The organism is Gaoshiqia sp. US2 (genome assembly GCF_059705485.1).
Genome location: NZ_AP048550.1, coordinates 2265693 through 2283852 on the forward strand (window position 1 = coordinate 2265693; position 18160 = coordinate 2283852).

Annotated in this window: 15 protein-coding genes and 1 tRNA gene; 6 read left to right on the forward strand and 10 right to left on the reverse strand. The window is 46.4% G+C overall.

Annotation, left to right across the window (positions count from 1 at the left end; genetic code table 11):
- Nucleotides 1-91: 91 nt before the first annotated feature.
- A complete protein-coding gene (locus AC6H3C_RS08930) occupies nt 92-2260 on the forward strand; it encodes a hypothetical protein (RefSeq protein ID WP_497520412.1) in 2169 nt (722 codons plus the stop codon).
- A 132-nt stretch (nt 2261-2392) separates the two neighbouring features.
- Here AC6H3C_RS08930 and AC6H3C_RS08935 read toward each other — a convergent pair.
- The 3 genes from AC6H3C_RS08935 to AC6H3C_RS08945 form a co-directional block, all read right to left on the reverse strand.
- A tRNA-Thr gene (locus tag AC6H3C_RS08935) sits at nt 2393-2465 on the reverse strand.
- 189 nt (nt 2466-2654) lie between these two features.
- Nucleotides 2655-3413, reverse strand: a complete 759-nt coding sequence (gene tpiA / locus AC6H3C_RS08940) for a triose-phosphate isomerase (protein WP_497520413.1) — start codon at nt 3411-3413, stop codon at nt 2655-2657.
- 129 nt (nt 3414-3542) lie between these two features.
- The gene (locus AC6H3C_RS08945) at nt 3543-3965 is read right to left on the reverse strand and encodes a DsrE family protein (RefSeq protein WP_497520414.1); all 423 of its coding nucleotides are present in this window, start codon (nt 3963-3965) and stop codon (nt 3543-3545) included.
- Nucleotides 3966-4193: 228 nt separating this feature from the next.
- Between AC6H3C_RS08945 and purL the strand changes: the two genes are divergently transcribed.
- Together purL and AC6H3C_RS08955 are read left to right on the forward strand one after the other, a co-directional pair.
- On the forward strand, nt 4194-7892 hold the full coding sequence (gene purL, locus AC6H3C_RS08950; RefSeq protein ID WP_497520415.1) for a phosphoribosylformylglycinamidine synthase: 3699 nt from the start codon (nt 4194-4196) through the stop codon (nt 7890-7892).
- A 487-nt stretch (nt 7893-8379) separates the two neighbouring features.
- Nucleotides 8380-9114 (forward strand): 3-keto-disaccharide hydrolase, encoded by a 735-nt coding sequence (locus tag AC6H3C_RS08955; protein WP_497520416.1) that lies wholly within the window; start codon nt 8380-8382, stop codon nt 9112-9114.
- Between the two features lie 99 nt (nt 9115-9213).
- On the opposite strand, the gene AC6H3C_RS08960 is transcribed toward AC6H3C_RS08955, so the two are convergent.
- From AC6H3C_RS08960 to AC6H3C_RS08970, 3 genes are all read right to left on the reverse strand, one after another.
- Nucleotides 9214-10377: a methionine aminotransferase gene (locus tag AC6H3C_RS08960; RefSeq protein ID WP_497520417.1), complete on the reverse strand. Its 1164-nt coding sequence runs from the start codon at nt 10375-10377 to the stop codon at nt 9214-9216.
- Nucleotides 10378-10461: 84 nt separating this feature from the next.
- Entirely contained in the window at nt 10462-11187 is a 726-nt protein-coding gene (gene recO, locus AC6H3C_RS08965; RefSeq protein ID WP_497520418.1) for a DNA repair protein RecO, read from the reverse strand.
- Between the two features lie 64 nt (nt 11188-11251).
- The gene (locus AC6H3C_RS08970; RefSeq protein WP_497520419.1) at nt 11252-11824 is read right to left on the reverse strand and encodes a non-canonical purine NTP diphosphatase; all 573 of its coding nucleotides are present in this window, start codon (nt 11822-11824) and stop codon (nt 11252-11254) included.
- Between the two features lie 138 nt (nt 11825-11962).
- Here AC6H3C_RS08970 and AC6H3C_RS08975 point away from each other — a divergent pair, with 138 nt between their 5' ends.
- Together AC6H3C_RS08975 and AC6H3C_RS08980 are read left to right on the forward strand one after the other, a co-directional pair.
- Nucleotides 11963-13378, forward strand: a complete 1416-nt coding sequence (locus AC6H3C_RS08975; protein WP_497520420.1) for an NfeD family protein — start codon at nt 11963-11965, stop codon at nt 13376-13378.
- Nucleotides 13379-13425: 47 nt separating this feature from the next.
- Nucleotides 13426-13848 (forward strand): NUDIX domain-containing protein, encoded by a 423-nt coding sequence (locus AC6H3C_RS08980; RefSeq protein ID WP_497520421.1) that lies wholly within the window; start codon nt 13426-13428, stop codon nt 13846-13848.
- Nucleotides 13849-13887: 39 nt separating this feature from the next.
- Here the strand turns inward: AC6H3C_RS08980 and AC6H3C_RS08985 are convergent, their stop codons facing one another.
- The 4 genes from AC6H3C_RS08985 to dapB form a co-directional block, all read right to left on the reverse strand.
- Nucleotides 13888-14562, reverse strand: coding sequence for a WbqC family protein (locus AC6H3C_RS08985; RefSeq protein WP_497520422.1), 675 nt, complete (start codon nt 14560-14562; stop codon nt 13888-13890).
- Nucleotides 14562-14882 carry a LapA family protein gene (locus tag AC6H3C_RS08990; RefSeq protein WP_497520423.1) on the reverse strand — a complete coding sequence of 107 codons (321 nt, stop codon included), beginning with the start codon at nt 14880-14882 and terminating at the stop codon, nt 14562-14564. The genes AC6H3C_RS08985 and AC6H3C_RS08990 overlap by 1 nt, the downstream gene beginning before the upstream one ends.
- Nucleotides 14883-14974: 92 nt before the next feature.
- A complete protein-coding gene (gene lepB / locus AC6H3C_RS08995) occupies nt 14975-16315 on the reverse strand; it encodes a signal peptidase I (RefSeq protein WP_497520424.1) in 1341 nt (446 codons plus the stop codon).
- An 11-nt stretch (nt 16316-16326) separates the two neighbouring features.
- Nucleotides 16327-17046, reverse strand: a complete 720-nt coding sequence (gene dapB / locus AC6H3C_RS09000) for a 4-hydroxy-tetrahydrodipicolinate reductase (RefSeq protein WP_497520425.1) — start codon at nt 17044-17046, stop codon at nt 16327-16329.
- A 283-nt stretch (nt 17047-17329) separates the two neighbouring features.
- On the opposite strand from dapB, the gene AC6H3C_RS09005 reads away from it, so the two are divergent.
- Nucleotides 17330-18160: an HAD family hydrolase gene (locus tag AC6H3C_RS09005; RefSeq protein WP_497520426.1), complete on the forward strand. Its 831-nt coding sequence runs from the start codon at nt 17330-17332 to the stop codon at nt 18158-18160.

Genomic DNA, 18160 nt, shown 5'->3' on the forward strand with positions numbered 1-18160 from the left:
AATCAACTTTTCGATGTTTTGCCCCGGTATCGGCGGGCTTTTTTTCTTGTATATTTGAAGGAAACCTGACTTTTAATTCAAAAAACAACCTATGCAGACAAAATCATTCAACAGGTGGTACATGTACGCAATTTGTGTCGTGTTCATTATACTGACAAGCGCTTCCTGTCAACCGAAAAAGGCGGAACAGGGCATTGACCGGTATGCTTTGGTAAGCCGTCATAACCCGCTGATTGACGAATTTGATCCGCTGGCATCCTTGTCGGTTGGTAACGGCAACTTTGCTTTTACAACCGATTTAACCGGTTTGCAAACATTTTACAAAGAGTACGAGGCCGGCGTGTCGTTGGGTACCATGTCGAACTGGGGATGGCATACTTTTCCCAACACCGAAGGTTTCGATATTTCCGAGAGTTATCAATATCACGATGTGAATGGTCGTAAAATTCCCTATCAGAGTCAGCTGCGCGATTCGCCGAGAGCGGTTGCCGCCGTGAATTATTTCAGGGAGAACCCCCATCGGCTGCATTTGGGACTGATCAGGTTGGTTATCCGGAAAGCCGACGGGAACGAAATCACGATCGACGATGTGCAGTTGCCCAGGCACCGGTTAAATCTTTGGAACGGAGAGCTGACCAGTGATTTCGAGGTAGAAGGGAGACCGGTGAAGGTCCGGGTTTTTGCCCATCAGGAGAAGGACCTGATTTCGGTTCAAATTGAATCGCCGCTCATTCAGTCAAACCAATTGGCGGTGGAATGGCTCTTTCCGTACGGGGCGGCTGCACATACTCACGCGGGTTATGACCTGAACGCAGCCGAAAAACATCTGTCAAGCCTGGAAGAAGACGGCCCAAACTCGGCTTTGATCCACCGGCAGCTGGACAACGATCATTATGTGACCAAAATAAGCTGGAACGGCGAGGCGAAGCTTGAAAATCCTGCCCGGCATCAGTTTGTGCTGGAGCCGGCTTCCACTGAAAAACGATTTGAATTTAGCTGCCTGTTTTCACCGGAGCCAATCGTGGACGAATTACCTGGCTTTGATTCTACCCGGCTTGAAAATGAAACTTCGTGGGCAGATTTTTGGAATACAGGCGGCGCGGTTGATTTTTCGGAATGCACCGACCCGCGGGCCAGGGAACTGGAGCGACGGACGGTTTTGTCGCAATACCTGACCAAAATTAACGGTTCCGGAAGCTTGCCTCCCCAAGAAACGGGGCTGACCTTTAACAGTTGGTACGGCAAGTTCCACCTCGAAATGATTTGGTGGCACAGTGCTCATTTTTACAACTGGCAACGTCAGGGGCAAATGGCTGGTCAGTTGAAATATTACAAAGACATTTACCCGCAATCTCTTGAATTTACCCGCTTGCAAGGATACAAAGGAGTGCGCTGGCCCAAAATGGTTGGCCCCGATGGCATCAATAGTCCTTCGTCAGTCGGCTCTTACCTGATCTGGCAGCAGCCTCACCTGATTTACCTGGCAGAGCAACTGTACCAGTCTGATCCGGCTTCGGGAGTGACGGAGGAATTTGCTGATCTGATTTTTGCGACAGCCGATTTTATGGCCGATTTCGCCACCTTCGATGAGGAAACAAACACTTACCGCTTAGCGCCGCCCCTGATCCCGGCCCAGGAGCACTGGAACAAGGAAACAACCGTTGATCCGCCCTTTGAACTGGCCTATTGGTATTGGGGACTGACGGTTGCCCAACAGTGGAAAGAACGGCTCGGGCAAAATCCTGATCCGAAATGGGAAGAAGTCCGTGGCCAACTGGCTGCTCCGCTGGCAATCGACGGCCTTTATATGGGAGTCGGCAATGCGCCCGATTCGTATACCGATCCGAAAAATATGCGCGATCATCCGATGGTGTTGGGCGCCCTGGGGATGTTACCCGTTTGGGAACAATTTGATCAGGAGACCATGCGTAACACCCTGAAATTGATTATGGAAAGATGGGACTGGCCGCATACCTGGGGCTGGGATTACCCGATGGTTGCTATGTGTGCCACCCGTTTGCTTGAGCCTGAGCTGGCGTTGGAGGCCTTACTGAAGGATGTGCAAAAAAATACCTACCTAAAGAATGGTCATAATTACCAGGATGACCGACTGCGTATTTACCTTCCCGGAAATGGCGGCTTTTTGAAAGCGATTGCGCTGATGTGCGCCGGTTGGGAAGGTTGTGACACCAAAAATCCCGGTTTTCCGAATGACGGGAACTGGAACGTGAAATGGGAAAACCTGAATCCCGATTTTTAGTTGTAATTTGCTGAAAAACCTAATTGTCCTGATCATTATCAGCTTTAAGATCCAAGGACGGTTTCGGTTCACCGAAGATCATCAAGCGAAAATCCCTTGTAATCAATTGACTGAAAGGGATTTTCGACGAAGAGCCTCTCACGGGACTCGAACCCGCGACCTGCTCATTACGAATGAGCTGCTCTACCAGCTGAGCTAAAGAGGCAATTTGGTCCGCAAATATATGAATTTGTCTTCATATGAATGAAACGAACCACGGCCAAATTTAATCAATAAAGAACAGATTCGACCTAAATTTGAAAAATTCATTTCCCTTTAAGATAAAAAGAAATCCCGGGTAGCAAGTAGCCAACCGGGATCTTTTATTTTTCAAAAATCAATCTGTTTTAATTGATTAATAGGCATTGATGATTGCCAGAAAATCTTCGGCTTTCAACGACGCTCCGCCAATTAATCCGCCGTCGATATCCGGGTTGGCAAACAATTCATTGGCATTTTTGGGGCTACAGCTTCCGCCATAGAGGATTGAAGTTTCTTCAGCTACCGCAGCGCCAAATTTGTCAGCGATCAGTCCGCGGATAAATGCCAACATCTCCTGAGCTTGTTCCGAGCTGGCAGTAACACCTGTTCCGATAGCCCAGATGGGTTCGTATGCAATCACAATTTTCGAGAAATCTTCGGTCGAAAGATTAAATACGGTTTCTTCCAATTGTGTCTTCACGAAATCGTTTTGAGTTCCGGCGTTGCGGATATCCAGGGCTTCACCACAGCAGTAGATCGGGGTTAATCCGTTTGCTAAAGTCAGGGCAACCTTTTTATTCAGGATTTCGCTGGTCTCGCCGTAATATTCACGTCTTTCAGAGTGGCCTAAGATCACGAATTCAGCGCCGGTCGATTTAACCATAGCCGCAGAAACTTCGCCGGTGAAAGCGCCTTTTGCCTCGGCTGCACAGTTTTGGGCAGCTACGCCAACGCGGCTGTTATCAACCGCTTCAACAACTTTCGTTAAATGGGTGAAAGGCGTTCCTAAAACAACAACGACATCTTTGGCGCCTTCTTTGGCGACCAGTTCGTTTACAGCTTTTGCTAATTCAACACCTTCCTGTAAGGTCGTATTGCATTTCCAGTTACCGGCAACAACTTTTTTTCTCATTTTTGTTTATTTTGATGGATAGTGATTTGAGAATTTTAAAATATCGGCGCAAAAATAGAAAAAGGTGGCCACACCACCTATTATTTCAAAAATGAGCTCACGAATTTAACTATTGTTTAAACCGCGGGTTTAAAAGCTTAATATATGCCAACCTTCTTTAATATAGGCGGTTAGTGGTATTCCCATGGGTTTAACGTCCAGGTCCAGGTCATTCAGTTCCTGCACAATTCCGTACATGTGGGCACAGGTCATACAAGCCTCAACTTCAATCCCCATTTCCATCATTTTTTTTATATCGGCCTGAAGATCTTCATCTTCGGCTAACAATTTGGCCGATGGTCCCCACACAATCAGGACAACTTCGTCGAACCAACCCTGACGTTTGGCATTCTTGGTGTACATGAAACATACTTTCTCAGCAACTTCGGGATCGGCGCTCGACCAGATTACCGCCAATTTATTACTGTTGTCGTCTTTGTTTTTCGGAGTCTGGGCCATCGTATTCATCACAATCCCAACAGCAAACAGCACAAAAAATAGAAATTTCTTCATCTTAAAAATTTGGAGGGCGGCAATTTATCAAGCTTTCGACTAATATCAAAACAGCCGCGGCAATTTTAACATTTCTTAATTATTTGTTATTATTCAAATTGAACAAGTTACCTGAATTATTTACAATCCGAGGTGTTTTCGTACTCCGTGAAATGATTCTTTTTGAGGTTTTTTTATCTTTGTGGCGTGTTTTATAACATGTCAGTTTTATCTTAAAACAAATTCAACATGATTTCATTCTTTAAAACTCCTCAAAGCAGCGTCATTGCTGTTCAATCAACTAATTTATTTGCTGATGCCGACATTGAAAAACTGGTTTGGCTGTTTGGCGAAGCAACTTATGTTGAAGGTGAATCACTGTCTGGCTGGTTTGTGGGGCCGCGAAGGGAAATGATTACCCCCTGGAGTACCAATGCGGTTGAAATTACCCAGAATATGGGTATTTCGGGGATTATACGCATCGAGGAGTTTGTAGAAGCGCCCGATCAGTCGGCTGGTTTTGATCCCATGTTGCAACGGATGTACCAGGGATTAGGGCAGGAAATCTTTACCATAAAAAAACAACCGGAACCAATTATCGAGGTTGATGATATTGCCGCATATAACGAAAAGGAAGGCCTGGCGCTGAGCGAAGATGAAATCAGCTACCTGAACGAAGTCGCTGAAAAGATGGGACGTAAACTGACAGACAGCGAGGTGTTTGGTTTTTCACAGGTGAATTCGGAACACTGCCGGCACAAGATTTTTAACGGAACATTCGTGATTGACGGCGTGGAGAAGGAGATGTCTCTTTTCCAGTTGATTAAAAAGACTTCGAAAGAAAACCCGAATAAAATTATTTCGGCCTATAAAGATAACTGCTCGTTTGTGCAGGGGCCGGTGGTGGAACAATTTGCGCCGAAAACGCAGGACAAACCCGATTATTTTGAAGTAAGAGATATTGAGACCGTGCTTTCTCTGAAAGCCGAAACACATAACTTTCCGACAACGGTTGAGCCTTTTAACGGGGCGGCAACCGGAACCGGCGGTGAAATACGCGACCGGATTGCCGGGGGAAAAGGGAGTTTGCCAATTGCCGGAACAGCGGTGTACATGACTTCGTATCCGCGCACCGAAGATGCCCGCAGTTGGGAACAGGCCACCGAACCGCGTCCGTGGTTGTATCAAACACCCGAAGAAATCCTGATCAAAGCATCGAACGGGGCCAGCGATTTTGGCAACAAATTTGGCCAACCGCTGATTTGCGGCTCGGTGCTCACCTTCGAACATTTCGAAAACTACAAAAAATACGGTTTTGATAAAGTGATTATGCTGGCCGGAGGGATCGGTTTTGGTCGTAAAAAAGACAGTCTGAAAGATTTGCCTAAAAAAGGGGATCAGGTGGTGTTGCTTGGCGGCGATAACTACCGGATCGGCATGGGTGGCGGCGCTGTTTCGTCGGTAGCTACCGGCCAATTTGAAAACGCGATCGAACTGAATGCGGTGCAGCGCGCGAACCCCGAAATGCAAAAGCGAGCCTACAATGCGATTCGTGCCCTGGCCGAGTCGGACGAAAACCCGATTATTTCCATCCACGACCACGGCGCCGGCGGTCACCTGAACTGCCTGTCGGAGTTGGTGGAAGCGACCGGCGGATTAATTGATACCGCCAAATTGCCTGTTGGCGACCCGACCTTATCGCAAAAAGAAATGATTGGCAATGAGTCGCAGGAACGTATGGGGCTGGTGATGCACGCAAAAGATGTGGACTTGCTGCAGAAGATTGCCGACCGCGAACGGGCTCCCATGTACGTGATTGGCGAAGCTACCGGCGATATGCAGTTCACCTTCAAAAACTCGAAAACCGGCGAAACGCCCATCGACTGGCAGTTGGCTTACATGTTTGGTAATCCGCCAAAAACGGTTCTGACGGATACGACCGAAAAAGCAAAATTTGCCGGCCTGGCGTACGATCAGGCAAAGATTGAAAGCTACCTCGAAGATGTGCTGCAACTGGAATCGGTTGCCTGTAAAGATTGGCTCACCAACAAAGTCGACCGTTCGGTAACCGGGCGGATTGCCAAACAACAGGGAGCCGGAAAATTGCATCTTCCGTTAAATAACCTGGGGGCTATTACGCTCGATTACCAGGGAGAAAGCGGTTTTGCCACCTCCATTGGCCATGCGCCGGTTGCCGGAATGGTTGATCCGGCCAAAGGTTCGGTCCTTTCAATCGCCGAAGCGCTGACCAACATCATCTGGGCGCCTATGCCGGATAAATTAAGAAGTATTTCGTTGAGCGCCAACTGGATGTGGCCGGCAAAAAACCAGGGTGAGAATGCCCGTATTTATGAAGCCGTGAAAGCTGCCAGCGATTTTGCCTGCGCCCTTGGCATTAATATTCCGACGGGAAAAGATTCCATGTCGATGACGCAGAAATATAAGGACGACGTGGTTTATGCGCCGGGAACAGTAATTATTTCGGCTTCGGGCGAGGTAAGCGACGTGCGAAAAATTGTGGAGCCGGTGGTTGTCACCGATGCGGGCAAACCGCTTTATTATATCGACTTTTCTTCTGACTCGTTTGCTTTGGGCGGAAGCGCTTTCGGGCAGATCATCAATAAGATTGGCCAGGATGCCCCGACAGTGGCTAAGCCTGCATATTTTGTAAATGCGTTCAATGCCATTCAGTCGTTCATTGAAGATGAACTGATTCTGGCCGGGCACGATGTGGCTTCGGGCGGTTTGATTACCACCTTGCTGGAAATGTGTTTCAGCGATAACGAAAGCGGCCTGAACCTGGATTTGACCGGTCTGGGAGAGGAAGACAGTGTGAAAGTGTTCTTCAACGAAAACCCGGCGATTGTTATCCAGGCGGCTGACGCTGCGAAAGTGGAAGCCGGTTTGACCGAAGCCGGCATTCGTTTTGTGAAAATAGGTGCGCCGTCGGCCAAACGCGAACTGACAGTGAAGAACTTCAGCCAACAATTCGAATTGGATATCGACTCGTTGCGCGAGTTGTGGTTCAAAACTTCGTATTTGATGGACCGCAAACAGAGTGGCGAAAAACTGGCCCTGGAGCGTTTCCGGAATTACAAGAAAAATGAACTGAGCTACGACTTTAAAAACTTCACCGGCAAAGCGGCTGATTACGGGATCGACCTCAAACGCCGTAAACCGGGTGACGTGAAAGCAGCCATCATTCGTGAAAAAGGGGTAAACGGCGACCGTGAAATGGCGTACATGCTTTACCTGGCCGGTATCGACGTGAAAGACGTGCACATGACCGACCTGATTGCAGGGCGGGAAACGCTCGAAGATGTGAACCTGATTGTTTTTGTGGGCGGATTTTCCAATTCCGATGTGCTGGGCTCGGCCAAAGGTTGGGCCGGCGCGTTTAAATATAACGAGAAAGCCCGCGTGGCGCTCGAAAAATTTTACAAACGCGAAGATACGCTGAGCCTGGGCGTCTGCAACGGCTGTCAGCTGGTGGTTGAACTGGGGTTGATTTATCCGGAGCATGAAAAAATGCCGAAAATGCTTCATAACGAATCGCACAAGTTTGAGTCGGCCTTTGTAAGTGTTGAAATTGCAGAGAATAATTCGGTGATGCTGAAAACCATGGCCGGAATGAAGCTGGGCGTTTGGGTGGCTCACGGTGAAGGGAAATTTAGCTTCCCCTATGCCGAAAGCGAATACCATATTCCCTACAAGTATGCCAACCAATTTTATCCGGGAAATCCGAACGGTTCAGACTATCACGCGGCGGCTATTTGTTCGAAGGACGGCCGTCACCTGGCCATGATGCCTCACCTGGAAAGGGCTTTCGGCCCCTGGCACTGGCCGTATTACCCGGCTGCGCGGAAACAGGACGAACTTACGCCCTGGATCGAGGCATTTGTTAATGCACGGGAATGGATCCGCAATCATAAAAAATCACTGGCTTGATGAAATGTAAAACAGGAGATTTTTCTTTGTTTATTCTTTCACCACCAGTTTGCCGGTCAACAGTTCGCTGTTGTAATTTATAATGTCGGGTCAGGTTTAAACTGACGGTCTGAATCAGAACAAGAGATTCACCCTGCCGTGAAAATTAAACTTCTGCCAGTTTATCTGTTTATTGTTGACTGATCACTGTTGACTTGACAATAAACGCCGTCTTTCCAAAACTATAACTTAATCTTTTGAAAATTATGCATTTAAATTTTCACCATGATCAGTTAATCTTTTGGACATGATCTGTTCTGATTTTTAGGCCAATTATATTACATTTGACCCTAATTAACCTAAAATAACGAATGGCGTTCGAGTGTCGTCAAGTATAGACTGGCGGTCTGAATCAGAACAAGAGATTCAGCCTGACGTGAAGATTAAACTTCTGCCTTCTGCCTGTTTACGGTTGACCCGGCACGGATGCCGGTAATTTATTAACATCATGAAACAAAATCAATTATTGATCTTTCTGGCGGTAAGTGTATTCTGTTCATTTACGGCGTTTTCGCAACCGGTAAACAAATTATCCAAAAAGGAGAAAAAGGACGGTTGGGTGTTGTTGTTCAACGGGAAAAATTTTGACGGCTGGCGCCAGTGCAACGGGACTGAAATGCCTGCCAACTGGCTGATTGAAGACAATGCCATGAAAGTTTTCACCGGCGAAGCCAAAAATCCGGGACAAGGTGCAAACGGCGACATCCTTTTTGGCGATAAAAAGTTTAAGAACTTTGAACTCTCCATTGACTGGAAGGCCGGTAAGATGGCCAACTCGGGAATCTTTTACAACGTTCGCGAAGTTCCCGGGAAACCAATTTATTACGCGGCGCCCGAAGTTCAGGTGCTTGATAATGCGGATGCAACGGATAACAAAGTTGCCAGCCACCTGGCCGGTTCTCTTTACGACATGATTGCCGCCGATCCGAAAACGGTTCATCCTGCCGGTTCATGGAATACCATTGTGATCACCGTGAAAGACGGTTCTGTGGTACATCGGCAAAACGGGACCGACGTTGTTTCTTATACCTTGTGGACGAAGGAATGGGATGAGCTGGTAGAAAACAGTAAGTTTAAGAACTTCCCGGGATTTACCGAAGGGATTTCCAAAGAAGGATATATCGGCTTGCAGGACCACGGTTATACCGTTTGGTTCAGGAACATTAAAATCCGCGAACTGTAAGGCATTGTCCTCTTTAAAAAGATACAGGTGGCTTACCCGGGGGTAGCTCACCTGTATCTTTTTTGCAAAAACGGAGCAGGAATCCTGCCCGGCAGTCGCTTATAAATCACCAATAATAATGGATGGTATTTTCAATAAGATGTTGGTTGCCTGTTCGAGGCGGGCATTGTCTTTTGCAAAGCACAGCCGGAGGTAGCGTCCCCTGGTTTTTTCGTGATAAAAGGCCGAAACAGGCATGGTGGCTATGCCAAAATCACGGGCCAGCCGTTCTGCAAAAACAGTATCGGGCTCGTCCGACAACCTGGAATAGTCAATCAGTTGAAAGTATCCGCCCTGCGCAGGCTGAATGTTGTACAGGCTGTTTTCGAGCAGGCGGATAAAATAATTTCGTTTTCCCTGGTAGTACTCTGCCAACTCTTCCGACGGATAATTACGGGGCAAATAATCGGCTAAAGCATACTGAAACGGGGTATTGACGTTATATACCTGGAACTGCTGCATTTTACGGAATTCTGCCATCAGCTTTTCGGGGGCCAGGCAGTACGAAATGGTCCATCCGTTGATGTTGTAAACCGGACCCAACGATGATACGATGAAACTGCGTTCGATGAGTTTCCGGTAACGGGAGATACTGTGATGCACCTGGTGGTCAAACACGATCGATTCAAAAACTTCGTCGCTCAGAATGGTGATGTTTGTTCCGTTGGTGAGTCGCTGCAATTGCAGCATGTCCTCTTCCGACATCACGCTTCCTGTTGGATTATGGGGCGAATTGATGATGATCATCCGGGTTTTGCTGGTAATCATTTTACGGAGTTCTTCCCAATCAATCTTAAAGCCGGGCGATTTCAGTTGAACATAAACCGGCTTTCCACCGTTCAGGATGATCGAAGGAACATACGATTCAAAAGCCGGTTCAAAAACGATGACTTCATCTTCTTCTTTTACCACCGCGCTGATGGCCGTATGTATGGCCTGAATGGCGCCCGCTGTTATGGTGACTTCAGTTTGCGGATTATACTCGTACCCGTAGCTGCGGGCTACGCGGGCAGAAATTTCTTTACGCAACTTGTAAAGACCTTCCAGCGGCGCGAAATTATTGTAGCCGGATTTCAGGTAACTGACAGCCAGGTCAAGTAATTCATCGGGACAGGGAAAATCAGTTTTTCCGATTGCCAGATCAAGTGCGCCCGTTTCTTCAATGAGACTGCTGACAGAAGAAAATATACTGCGCGTTGTATTAGGAAGTTTTGATTGAACCATATTAAAAAATCAGGCGGCAAAATTAATTTAAAGCGCCGGGTTGTGTTTGAATTTTCAAATTTACGCAAAAATTAGACTTGGCGACTATTTTAAAACTTCTTTTAAAACAGCTAAAGATTTTATTTCTCCCGACAAATCCATATGGATCCGGTAATATTCCAGTAAGCCCGACAAAAGTTCTGTTCGGTGACGATTCAACAAGGGAAGCTTTTCCAATTCACTCAGTTCGAATTGAGATAATTCGGCAAATTTTTGGGTCGTTTCAACCCCTAAAAAATGATTGTGAACCGGTTCTTCCTGTTTGAATGATGCAGAAACCAAATCAAAAAAGCGAAAATCAGAACGGAGAGGCATTTGCGGGGCCACACCCAGATAGCGGGTCAGGCGAAACAGAAAAGCGACCAGGAAATTTTGCATGCCTTCATCCTGCAAATCGAGCAGCCGGGCTGCATGAAACACAAAATTAAACAGCTCAGGATTGGCTTCTTCTTCCTTCAGACATTTCATCAGAATTTCGGCGATAAAAATTGCCTGTGAGCTTTTGATGATATTGAACGGAAGATGGTCGAACGGTACGGCAATACGCGCGTTTTTCAGCCGCTGGATGTTTCGTCCGGTCTTGTGGTAAACCTCCAGATCCAAGAGGAACAAGGGCTGAAACAGGTTAATTTTCAGATCAGACTTTTTCGACCTCAGCCCGTTGACGATGTAGGATTGCTGGCCGAATTTTTCGGTGTAAATCCGGGCGATAATGCTTGAATCGGAATAATGAATGTAATGCAGGAATATGCCTCTTGTTTTTTCGAGCACGGTGTTTTTGTTTATTGGCGTTTAAAGGTATGTATCTTAGTTTCTGTGTTTTTCTGTTATATTATCAACGATTCAGAAAAGCGACTAATTTTTGCACGGCCCGGGCCCGGTGGCTGATTTTATTTTTCTCAGCCAGGTCCATCTCTGCAAAACTTACCTGGTACCCATCCGGCTGAAAAATCGGGTCGTAGCCAAAGCCTTCGGTTCCTTTTTTTTCTTCCAGTATTTCTCCGTCAACAGCGCCGTCCATGCGGGTTTCTTTCCCGTTTATGACCACCGAAATTACGGTACGGAAGCGGGCTTTTCGGTTTTTTGTTCCGTTCAACAAGCGCAATACTTTCTCCATATTGGCTTCAGCATTTTTGTCTTCGCCGGCATAGCGGGCCGAGTATACGCCGGGATCGCCGTTCAATGCTTCAATTTCCAGCCCGGTGTCATCGGCAAAACAGTTATAACCGTATTTGTTGTAGATGTAAAACGCCTTTTGCGACGCATTTTTTTCCAGGGTCGGACTGGTTTCCGGGATGTCTTCCGTGCAGCCGATATCTGTCAGGCCCAGCAGTTCAATCTCATCTCCCAGGATATGCCTGATTTCTTTTAATTTATGTTGATTGTTAGTGGCAAAAACAAGTTTCATTTGTCCTGTATTTTTATGATGTTCCTCCATGTTTGAGAAGTCAAATTTACAAATTTCAGTAAAATATAAAGAGGCGTAAAACAAAGCTGATCAATAAAAATTTTAACTTTGAAAGACATATCATCAAAATCGGTTATTATGAGATCAGCTTTGTTTTTGATTATTTTTTCACTGTTTTCAGTCTTACTGGTACAAGCACAGGATGACGGAGAAAATACCGGTAAAACGGGTCAGGAAAAACTTGTTTACAAGTTTAATATCAAAGAAAACATTGCACCCGCTATCTGGCGCCAAACCAAGCAAGCCTTTGCCGAAGCCGACAGTTTAAAAGCCGACCTGATTCTGATTCACATGAATACCTATGGCGGAACGGTCCTCGATGCTGATTCCATTCGCACAAAGATTATCAATCATCCGATCCCTGTTTATGTTTTTATCGACAATAACGCCGCCAGCGCCGGGGCGCTGATATCCATTGCCTGCGACAGTATTTACATGCGAAAAGGAGCATCCATCGGGGCGGCAACCGTGGTTAACCAAACAGGCGCGCAAATGCCCGATAAGTACCAGTCGTACATGCGTTCGATTATGCGGGCCACCGCCGAATCGCATGGCGGCGACACGATCATCAGCGGGAAAGATACCACATTTCGCTGGTTTCGCAATCCGCGGATTGCCGAAGCAATGGTCGACGAAAGCGTGTACATCAAAGGAATTATTGATACCGGCAAGGTGTTGACCTTTACCCCGACCGAGGCGATGAAACACGGCTTTTGTGAGGGAATAGCCGAAACAGTACCCGAAGTGCTGGAAAAGATTGGCGTTGAAAACTACCGCATTGTAGAGTATAAACCCACCATGCTGGAGAAGATCATTGGCTTTTTGGTTAATCCGATTGTTTCCGGAATTTTGATCATGGCCATTTTAGGAGGGATTTATTTTGAGATGCAGACTCCCGGAATTGGTTTCCCGCTGGTGGTTGCCATTATTGCTGCTGTTACCTATTTTGCCCCCTTATATCTGGAAGGTCTGGCCGAACACTGGGAAATTCTCTTGTTTGTTGTTGGTCTGATACTCATCGGGATTGAGATTTTTGTTTTACCCGGCTTTGGTGTAGCCGGAATCCTGGGCATCTTGTTTAGCTTTACCGCCTTGGTATTGAGCTTGCTGGATAATGTGCATTTTAATTTCGAGGGCGTAAACCCGGAGAAAATTACCACGGCGCTCACCACCGTTGTGATCGGACTTTTTACCGGCTTTGTACTGAGCCTGTTTCTTAGTAAACGTGCCTTTTCAGCAGACCGGGGCATGTTCAAAAACTTATCTTTACACGAAACCCAGGAAAAAGAGAAGGGTTTTGTAGGGGTAGATACCGGTATCAAAAGGTTGACCGGAAAAACAGGAACGGCCTATACCGTTTTGCGTCCTTCCGGAAAAGTGCTGATTGAGGGAAAGATTTATGATGCCGTTTCTAATTTGGGCATGATCGATAAAGGCGAAACGATTATCGTGGTAAGGGATGAAGCGGCCCAATTGTATGTCGAAAAGGCATAAGACAATTTGTTATTCGTTGATCATTTATCTGAACACCGGAACAGAAGATGTATACTTACCGATATCCGCGGCCGGCCATAACGGTTGACGCCATTGTGCTGAAGCGTGAAACGAATGAGTTATTGCTTATTCAGCGCGCGAAAGAACCGTTTGCCGGCAAATGGGCTTTGCCCGGAGGTTTTGTTGAAACGGGAGAGTTACTGGCCGACAGCTGTAAACGCGAGCTGGAAGAAGAAACCGGTTTAAAATTGCTGGAACTCATTCAGTTTAAAACCTACGATGCCCTTGACAGGGACCCCCGCGAACGGATTATCTCTGTTGTATTTTACGGTTTTGCCGACCGCGATGCGATGGCCATCGGCGCCGACGATGCCATTCGTGCGGCCTGGTTTCCGCTTGATCAACTTCCGGAACTGGCCTTTGACCATGCGTTGATTATTTCGGAGTTTAAGGCAGAGCTAATCCCGTAACCAGGGAAATCGCATTTGGAAAAATATTCGCAGGGGAGGCTATGAGCGAAAAGCTGTCCCGTCGCTGTGAGGAGCGATGCTTTTTAATAAAATTTCATAACTGGCCGATCCGCAGTTAAACAGCAAATCGATAATGCTCAGGTTGGGCATAAAACCGAATTTGTCGTCAAAAACCTGCGAGTAGGGCGCCGGCGAAAATGAAATATCCGCCTGGTTTTTTTGCTGTTTTGGCTGAATGGCTTCCCTGAAATTCAGACATCCTTCCGGAACTTCTTCAAACTGTTCGGTAAGACGGATTTCCGGGGTAATTTCCAGGATATCAAACACGACCTGCAGCAATTGGTTATTGAAATCGAGTAGAAAATCAAAGCGTTTTTCGTAGAAAGGCCGAAAATCGGCCTCAAGGATTTCAAAAAAAGGAGAGGTATTGTAGGCCGAAACAATGGCTTGCCAGTGAATGTGCGGCCAGTTGGTGTCGTATGAAATACGGAGATCTATGATCTTTTGTCTGGGACTGCGTCCTTTTTCCACCGGAATAATCAGCGGTTCAGGTCCATTGGCTGCCAGAATAATGGTCCGGTTCCGGTAAGTTTGTTTTATGAAATGCTCCTGGCTTTCCATCCAAACCGTCCGGCAGCTTAAAAACTTTGTGAGGTATTGAACGGGCGGCAGATAAGCCGTACTTAAAAGAATTTCCGGTCGCATCGGTATCATCAGCTAAAAAAACCTTTTTCAGATCCGCCGGTGATTTCAATCCCTTCCGGATGATTATCTTTTTCAGACGGTTCTTCTGTCAGTTCATCAATTTCTTCCTGTTGCGCACGAACCTGTGACTTCAGTTTTAATATCCCGGGATAATAAAGCACGAAGGCAATCACAAAACCAAGAATCAGGCTGACTATCAGCGCAAGGATCAGCGGAATATCGCTGATTTGCCAAAAAAGCAGCTTTACAGTGATTAAGGTCGAATTTTGCAAGGTGAAAATAACCAGCAGCAAAATCAAAATCAGGACAAAAATAACTCCGGCAGCCATGATATTTCTTTTTTCTGAAAAGTATGAAAAAAAGGGCAATCAACCAATCGGATAATTGCCCTTTTACGGAATGAACCCCTAAAATATCTTTTTTAATGAACAAGTTTAAACAGGCGGTTAAAACGGATTTTTCCAGGCAAGCTCTTTTCTTTGTCTAACGACAGCCAGATAAATACGGCTTTCCCAACGACATGATCTTCTGGAACAAATCCCCAATAGCGCGAATCGGCCGAGTTGTGGCGGTTATCGCCCATCATCCAGAAATAATCCATCCCGAAGGTATACGTAGTGGCTGCAGCGCCGTCAATATAAACGGTATTGTTTTTCACCGACAGGTCGTGCCCTTCGTATAGGTCGATAATGCGCTCGTAAAGAGGAAGATTGTCGGTGGTCAGGCTAATCGTTTTTCCTTTTTTCGGGATTTCGAGCGGACCGAAGTTATCTACATTCCAGGGGTAATTTTCGTGGAACGGGAAAATGTTTTTATCCCAGTTGCCGGCAGCCATGTTGACCTTTTTTACCGAGGTTACATTGCTCAGTTTCTCAATTTCGGCCACTTGTTCGGCCGACATCGGGAACAAAAACTGCGAGCTGTTAAATACCTGCTGGTCGGCGCGTGAGATGCCGATTTTTTCGAGCGTTCGTTTATTGATTCCTGTCCCGTTGGTGGTAACAATGTAGTCGTACTGGACGCCGGAAAAATGTTCCTGCTCTTTCCCGTTGACATAAACCTGCCCGTCTTTGAGTTCGATCACATCGCCAGGCAAGCCAATGCAGCGTTTGATGTAATTTTCGCGTTTATCAACCGGGCGGCTGATAATTTCGCCGAAGGTGCGCGTGTCGGACCAAACCCGTTCGCGCCCATAGTTGCGCACCAGGTTGTAATAACTTTGCGTGGGCATATTGGTTGCCACCGTGTCGCCTTCGGGAAAATTGAATACCACGACATCGTTGTTTTTTACCTCACCAAAACCTGCGATTCGTTTATACGGACGTTGAATCCATTCGGAATAGGATTTTGTTTTTTGGGTCAGCGGCATGGTGTGGTGGACAAAGGGGAAGGAGAGTGGCGTGTTGGGCAGTTTGGGTCCGTACGATGTTTTGCTGACAAACAAAAAATCGCCGACCAGCATGGATTTTTCCATCGATGAGGTGGGGATGGTGTAAGCTTCGATGAAAAACATCCGGATGAAGGTAGCGGCAATCACGGCGAAAATGATGGCGTCGACCCATTCAACCACCTTGGTTTGTTTTCCGTCAGGCGGGTTTTTCTTTTTCCAGAATGCCCAGTGAACTTTTTTGGTAACATACATGTCGAACAGGATTGCCAGGCCGATAAACCACCAGTAGTTTTCGAGCCACAAAACCCACAAACTGTAGATCAGTCCGACAAGGATGAACTTGAACCATTTGTTGGTTAATATATTTCTCATAAGGATATATTTTAAGATAAGTTTAACAGATCGTTCATGCTTAAAAGGCCTTTTTTGCCGATGCTGAATTCGGCTGCCAGCACGGCGCCCAAGGCAAAGCCCTGCCGGCTTTTGGCGCTGTGTTCAATCAGGATGTGGTCGACATCTGATTCGTATTTAATGCGGTGAATGCCCGGAACCTGCCCTTCCCTGATCGCACGGATGTGCATTTGATCGGCGGTTTGGGGCTCATCAAGCGTCCACGATTTTTTTCCCGGATGATTTTCAAATAAACCTTCGGCCAGCGTAATGGCTGTTCCGCTCGGGGCATCCAGTTTCTGGGTGTGGTGTACTTCTTCCATCCGAACGTCATATTCCGGGCGGGTTGCCATTAATGCAGCCAGCTTTTCATTCAGGGCAAAAAACAGATTTACCCCCAGGCTAAAGTTCGACGCGTAAAAGAAAGTTCCTTCCCGCTGGTTCATATCCGAAATAACCTCACTTTTCCTTTCCAGCCAGCCGGTTGTTCCGCTTACAACGGGGATGCCAGCCTTAAAGCAAAGTTTATAATTGTTGATTGCCGAGTCAGGGATCGTAAATTCGATGGCTACATCGGCTTTCTTTAAATTATCAATGGTCAGTTCGTGTTGGTTTGTAATGTCAATTTTCAATACAATTTCATGACCGCGGTCGAGGGCAATCTGTTCAATGATTTTACCCATTTTCCCGTATCCAATCAAGGCAATCTTCATATCTTAAGTCTAAATATTATCAATCTTTGGGCTTGATTTCTGTTCCATAAAACGGCTTGTCGGGCGAATCAGGCTGTTCCTGTCTTCCCGTATTTCGACAAAGCTTACAAAGATATAAATTACAGGCTAAAACTATCATTTGTTTGAGTCCGGTTCATTTTTTTTCGATAAACCGGCCCGGAGTTTCGGTATAAAACGTATCGTGGTCCTTTTTTACAGATCAAAATACTTTTGTAGATTTATCAAAATTTTTAGGGTATCAGAATCAACTTGCTGGATGGGTATGGATAAAAATATCGGATTAGTGGCCACGGATTTGGATGGGACCCTGTTGCGGAATGATAAATCAATCAGCCCGGAAGACCTGGATATGTTACATCTGCTGGGCGAACGGAAAATTACGCGGGTAGTGGCTACAGGGCGCAATTACCTGAAAGTAAGGGAGGTTGTTCCCGATCATATTCCCTTTGATTTTGTCGCTTTTTCGTCGGGGGCAGGTATTTTCGATTGCCGGAACAACCGTTTGCTCTATCAGCAAAATATTCCGAAAGATACGGTCAATATGATACTGAGCTTGCTTATCTCGAGTAATTTGAACTTTCATTTGTTCCGCGAGGTACCCGATAACTTCAGGTGCTGGTATCACCGGGGAGCAGAGATTTGTCACGAGTTTGAGCGTTATTTTACCTATCATAATTCGGTGTCGGAAGCGCTTCCCTCCAGTGGTTTGATCGATTCGGATGCCTGCCAGTTCCTGGTTATTTTTAAAGAAGCCGAACGGTTTTATGAGCTTAAAGATATTTTGGAACAGCGCTTTGACGACATAAAAGTATTGCGGGCAAGTTCGCCTTTACTGACGGGTTATGTTTGGATGGAAATTTTTCATGCGGGCGTTTCAAAAGGGAATGCCATCCGGTATTTGTGCGATTATCTGAATATTCTTCGGGAAGCAACTTTTGGTATTGGCAACGATTACAACGATCTGGATTTACTCGACTTCACCGGCTTTTCGTACCTGGTTGCAAACGGGCCCGACGAATTAAAACACAGGTACCGTCCGGCGCCAAGCAACGAAGCCAATGCATTCAGCGAAAGCCTTAAAAAGCATTTGTAA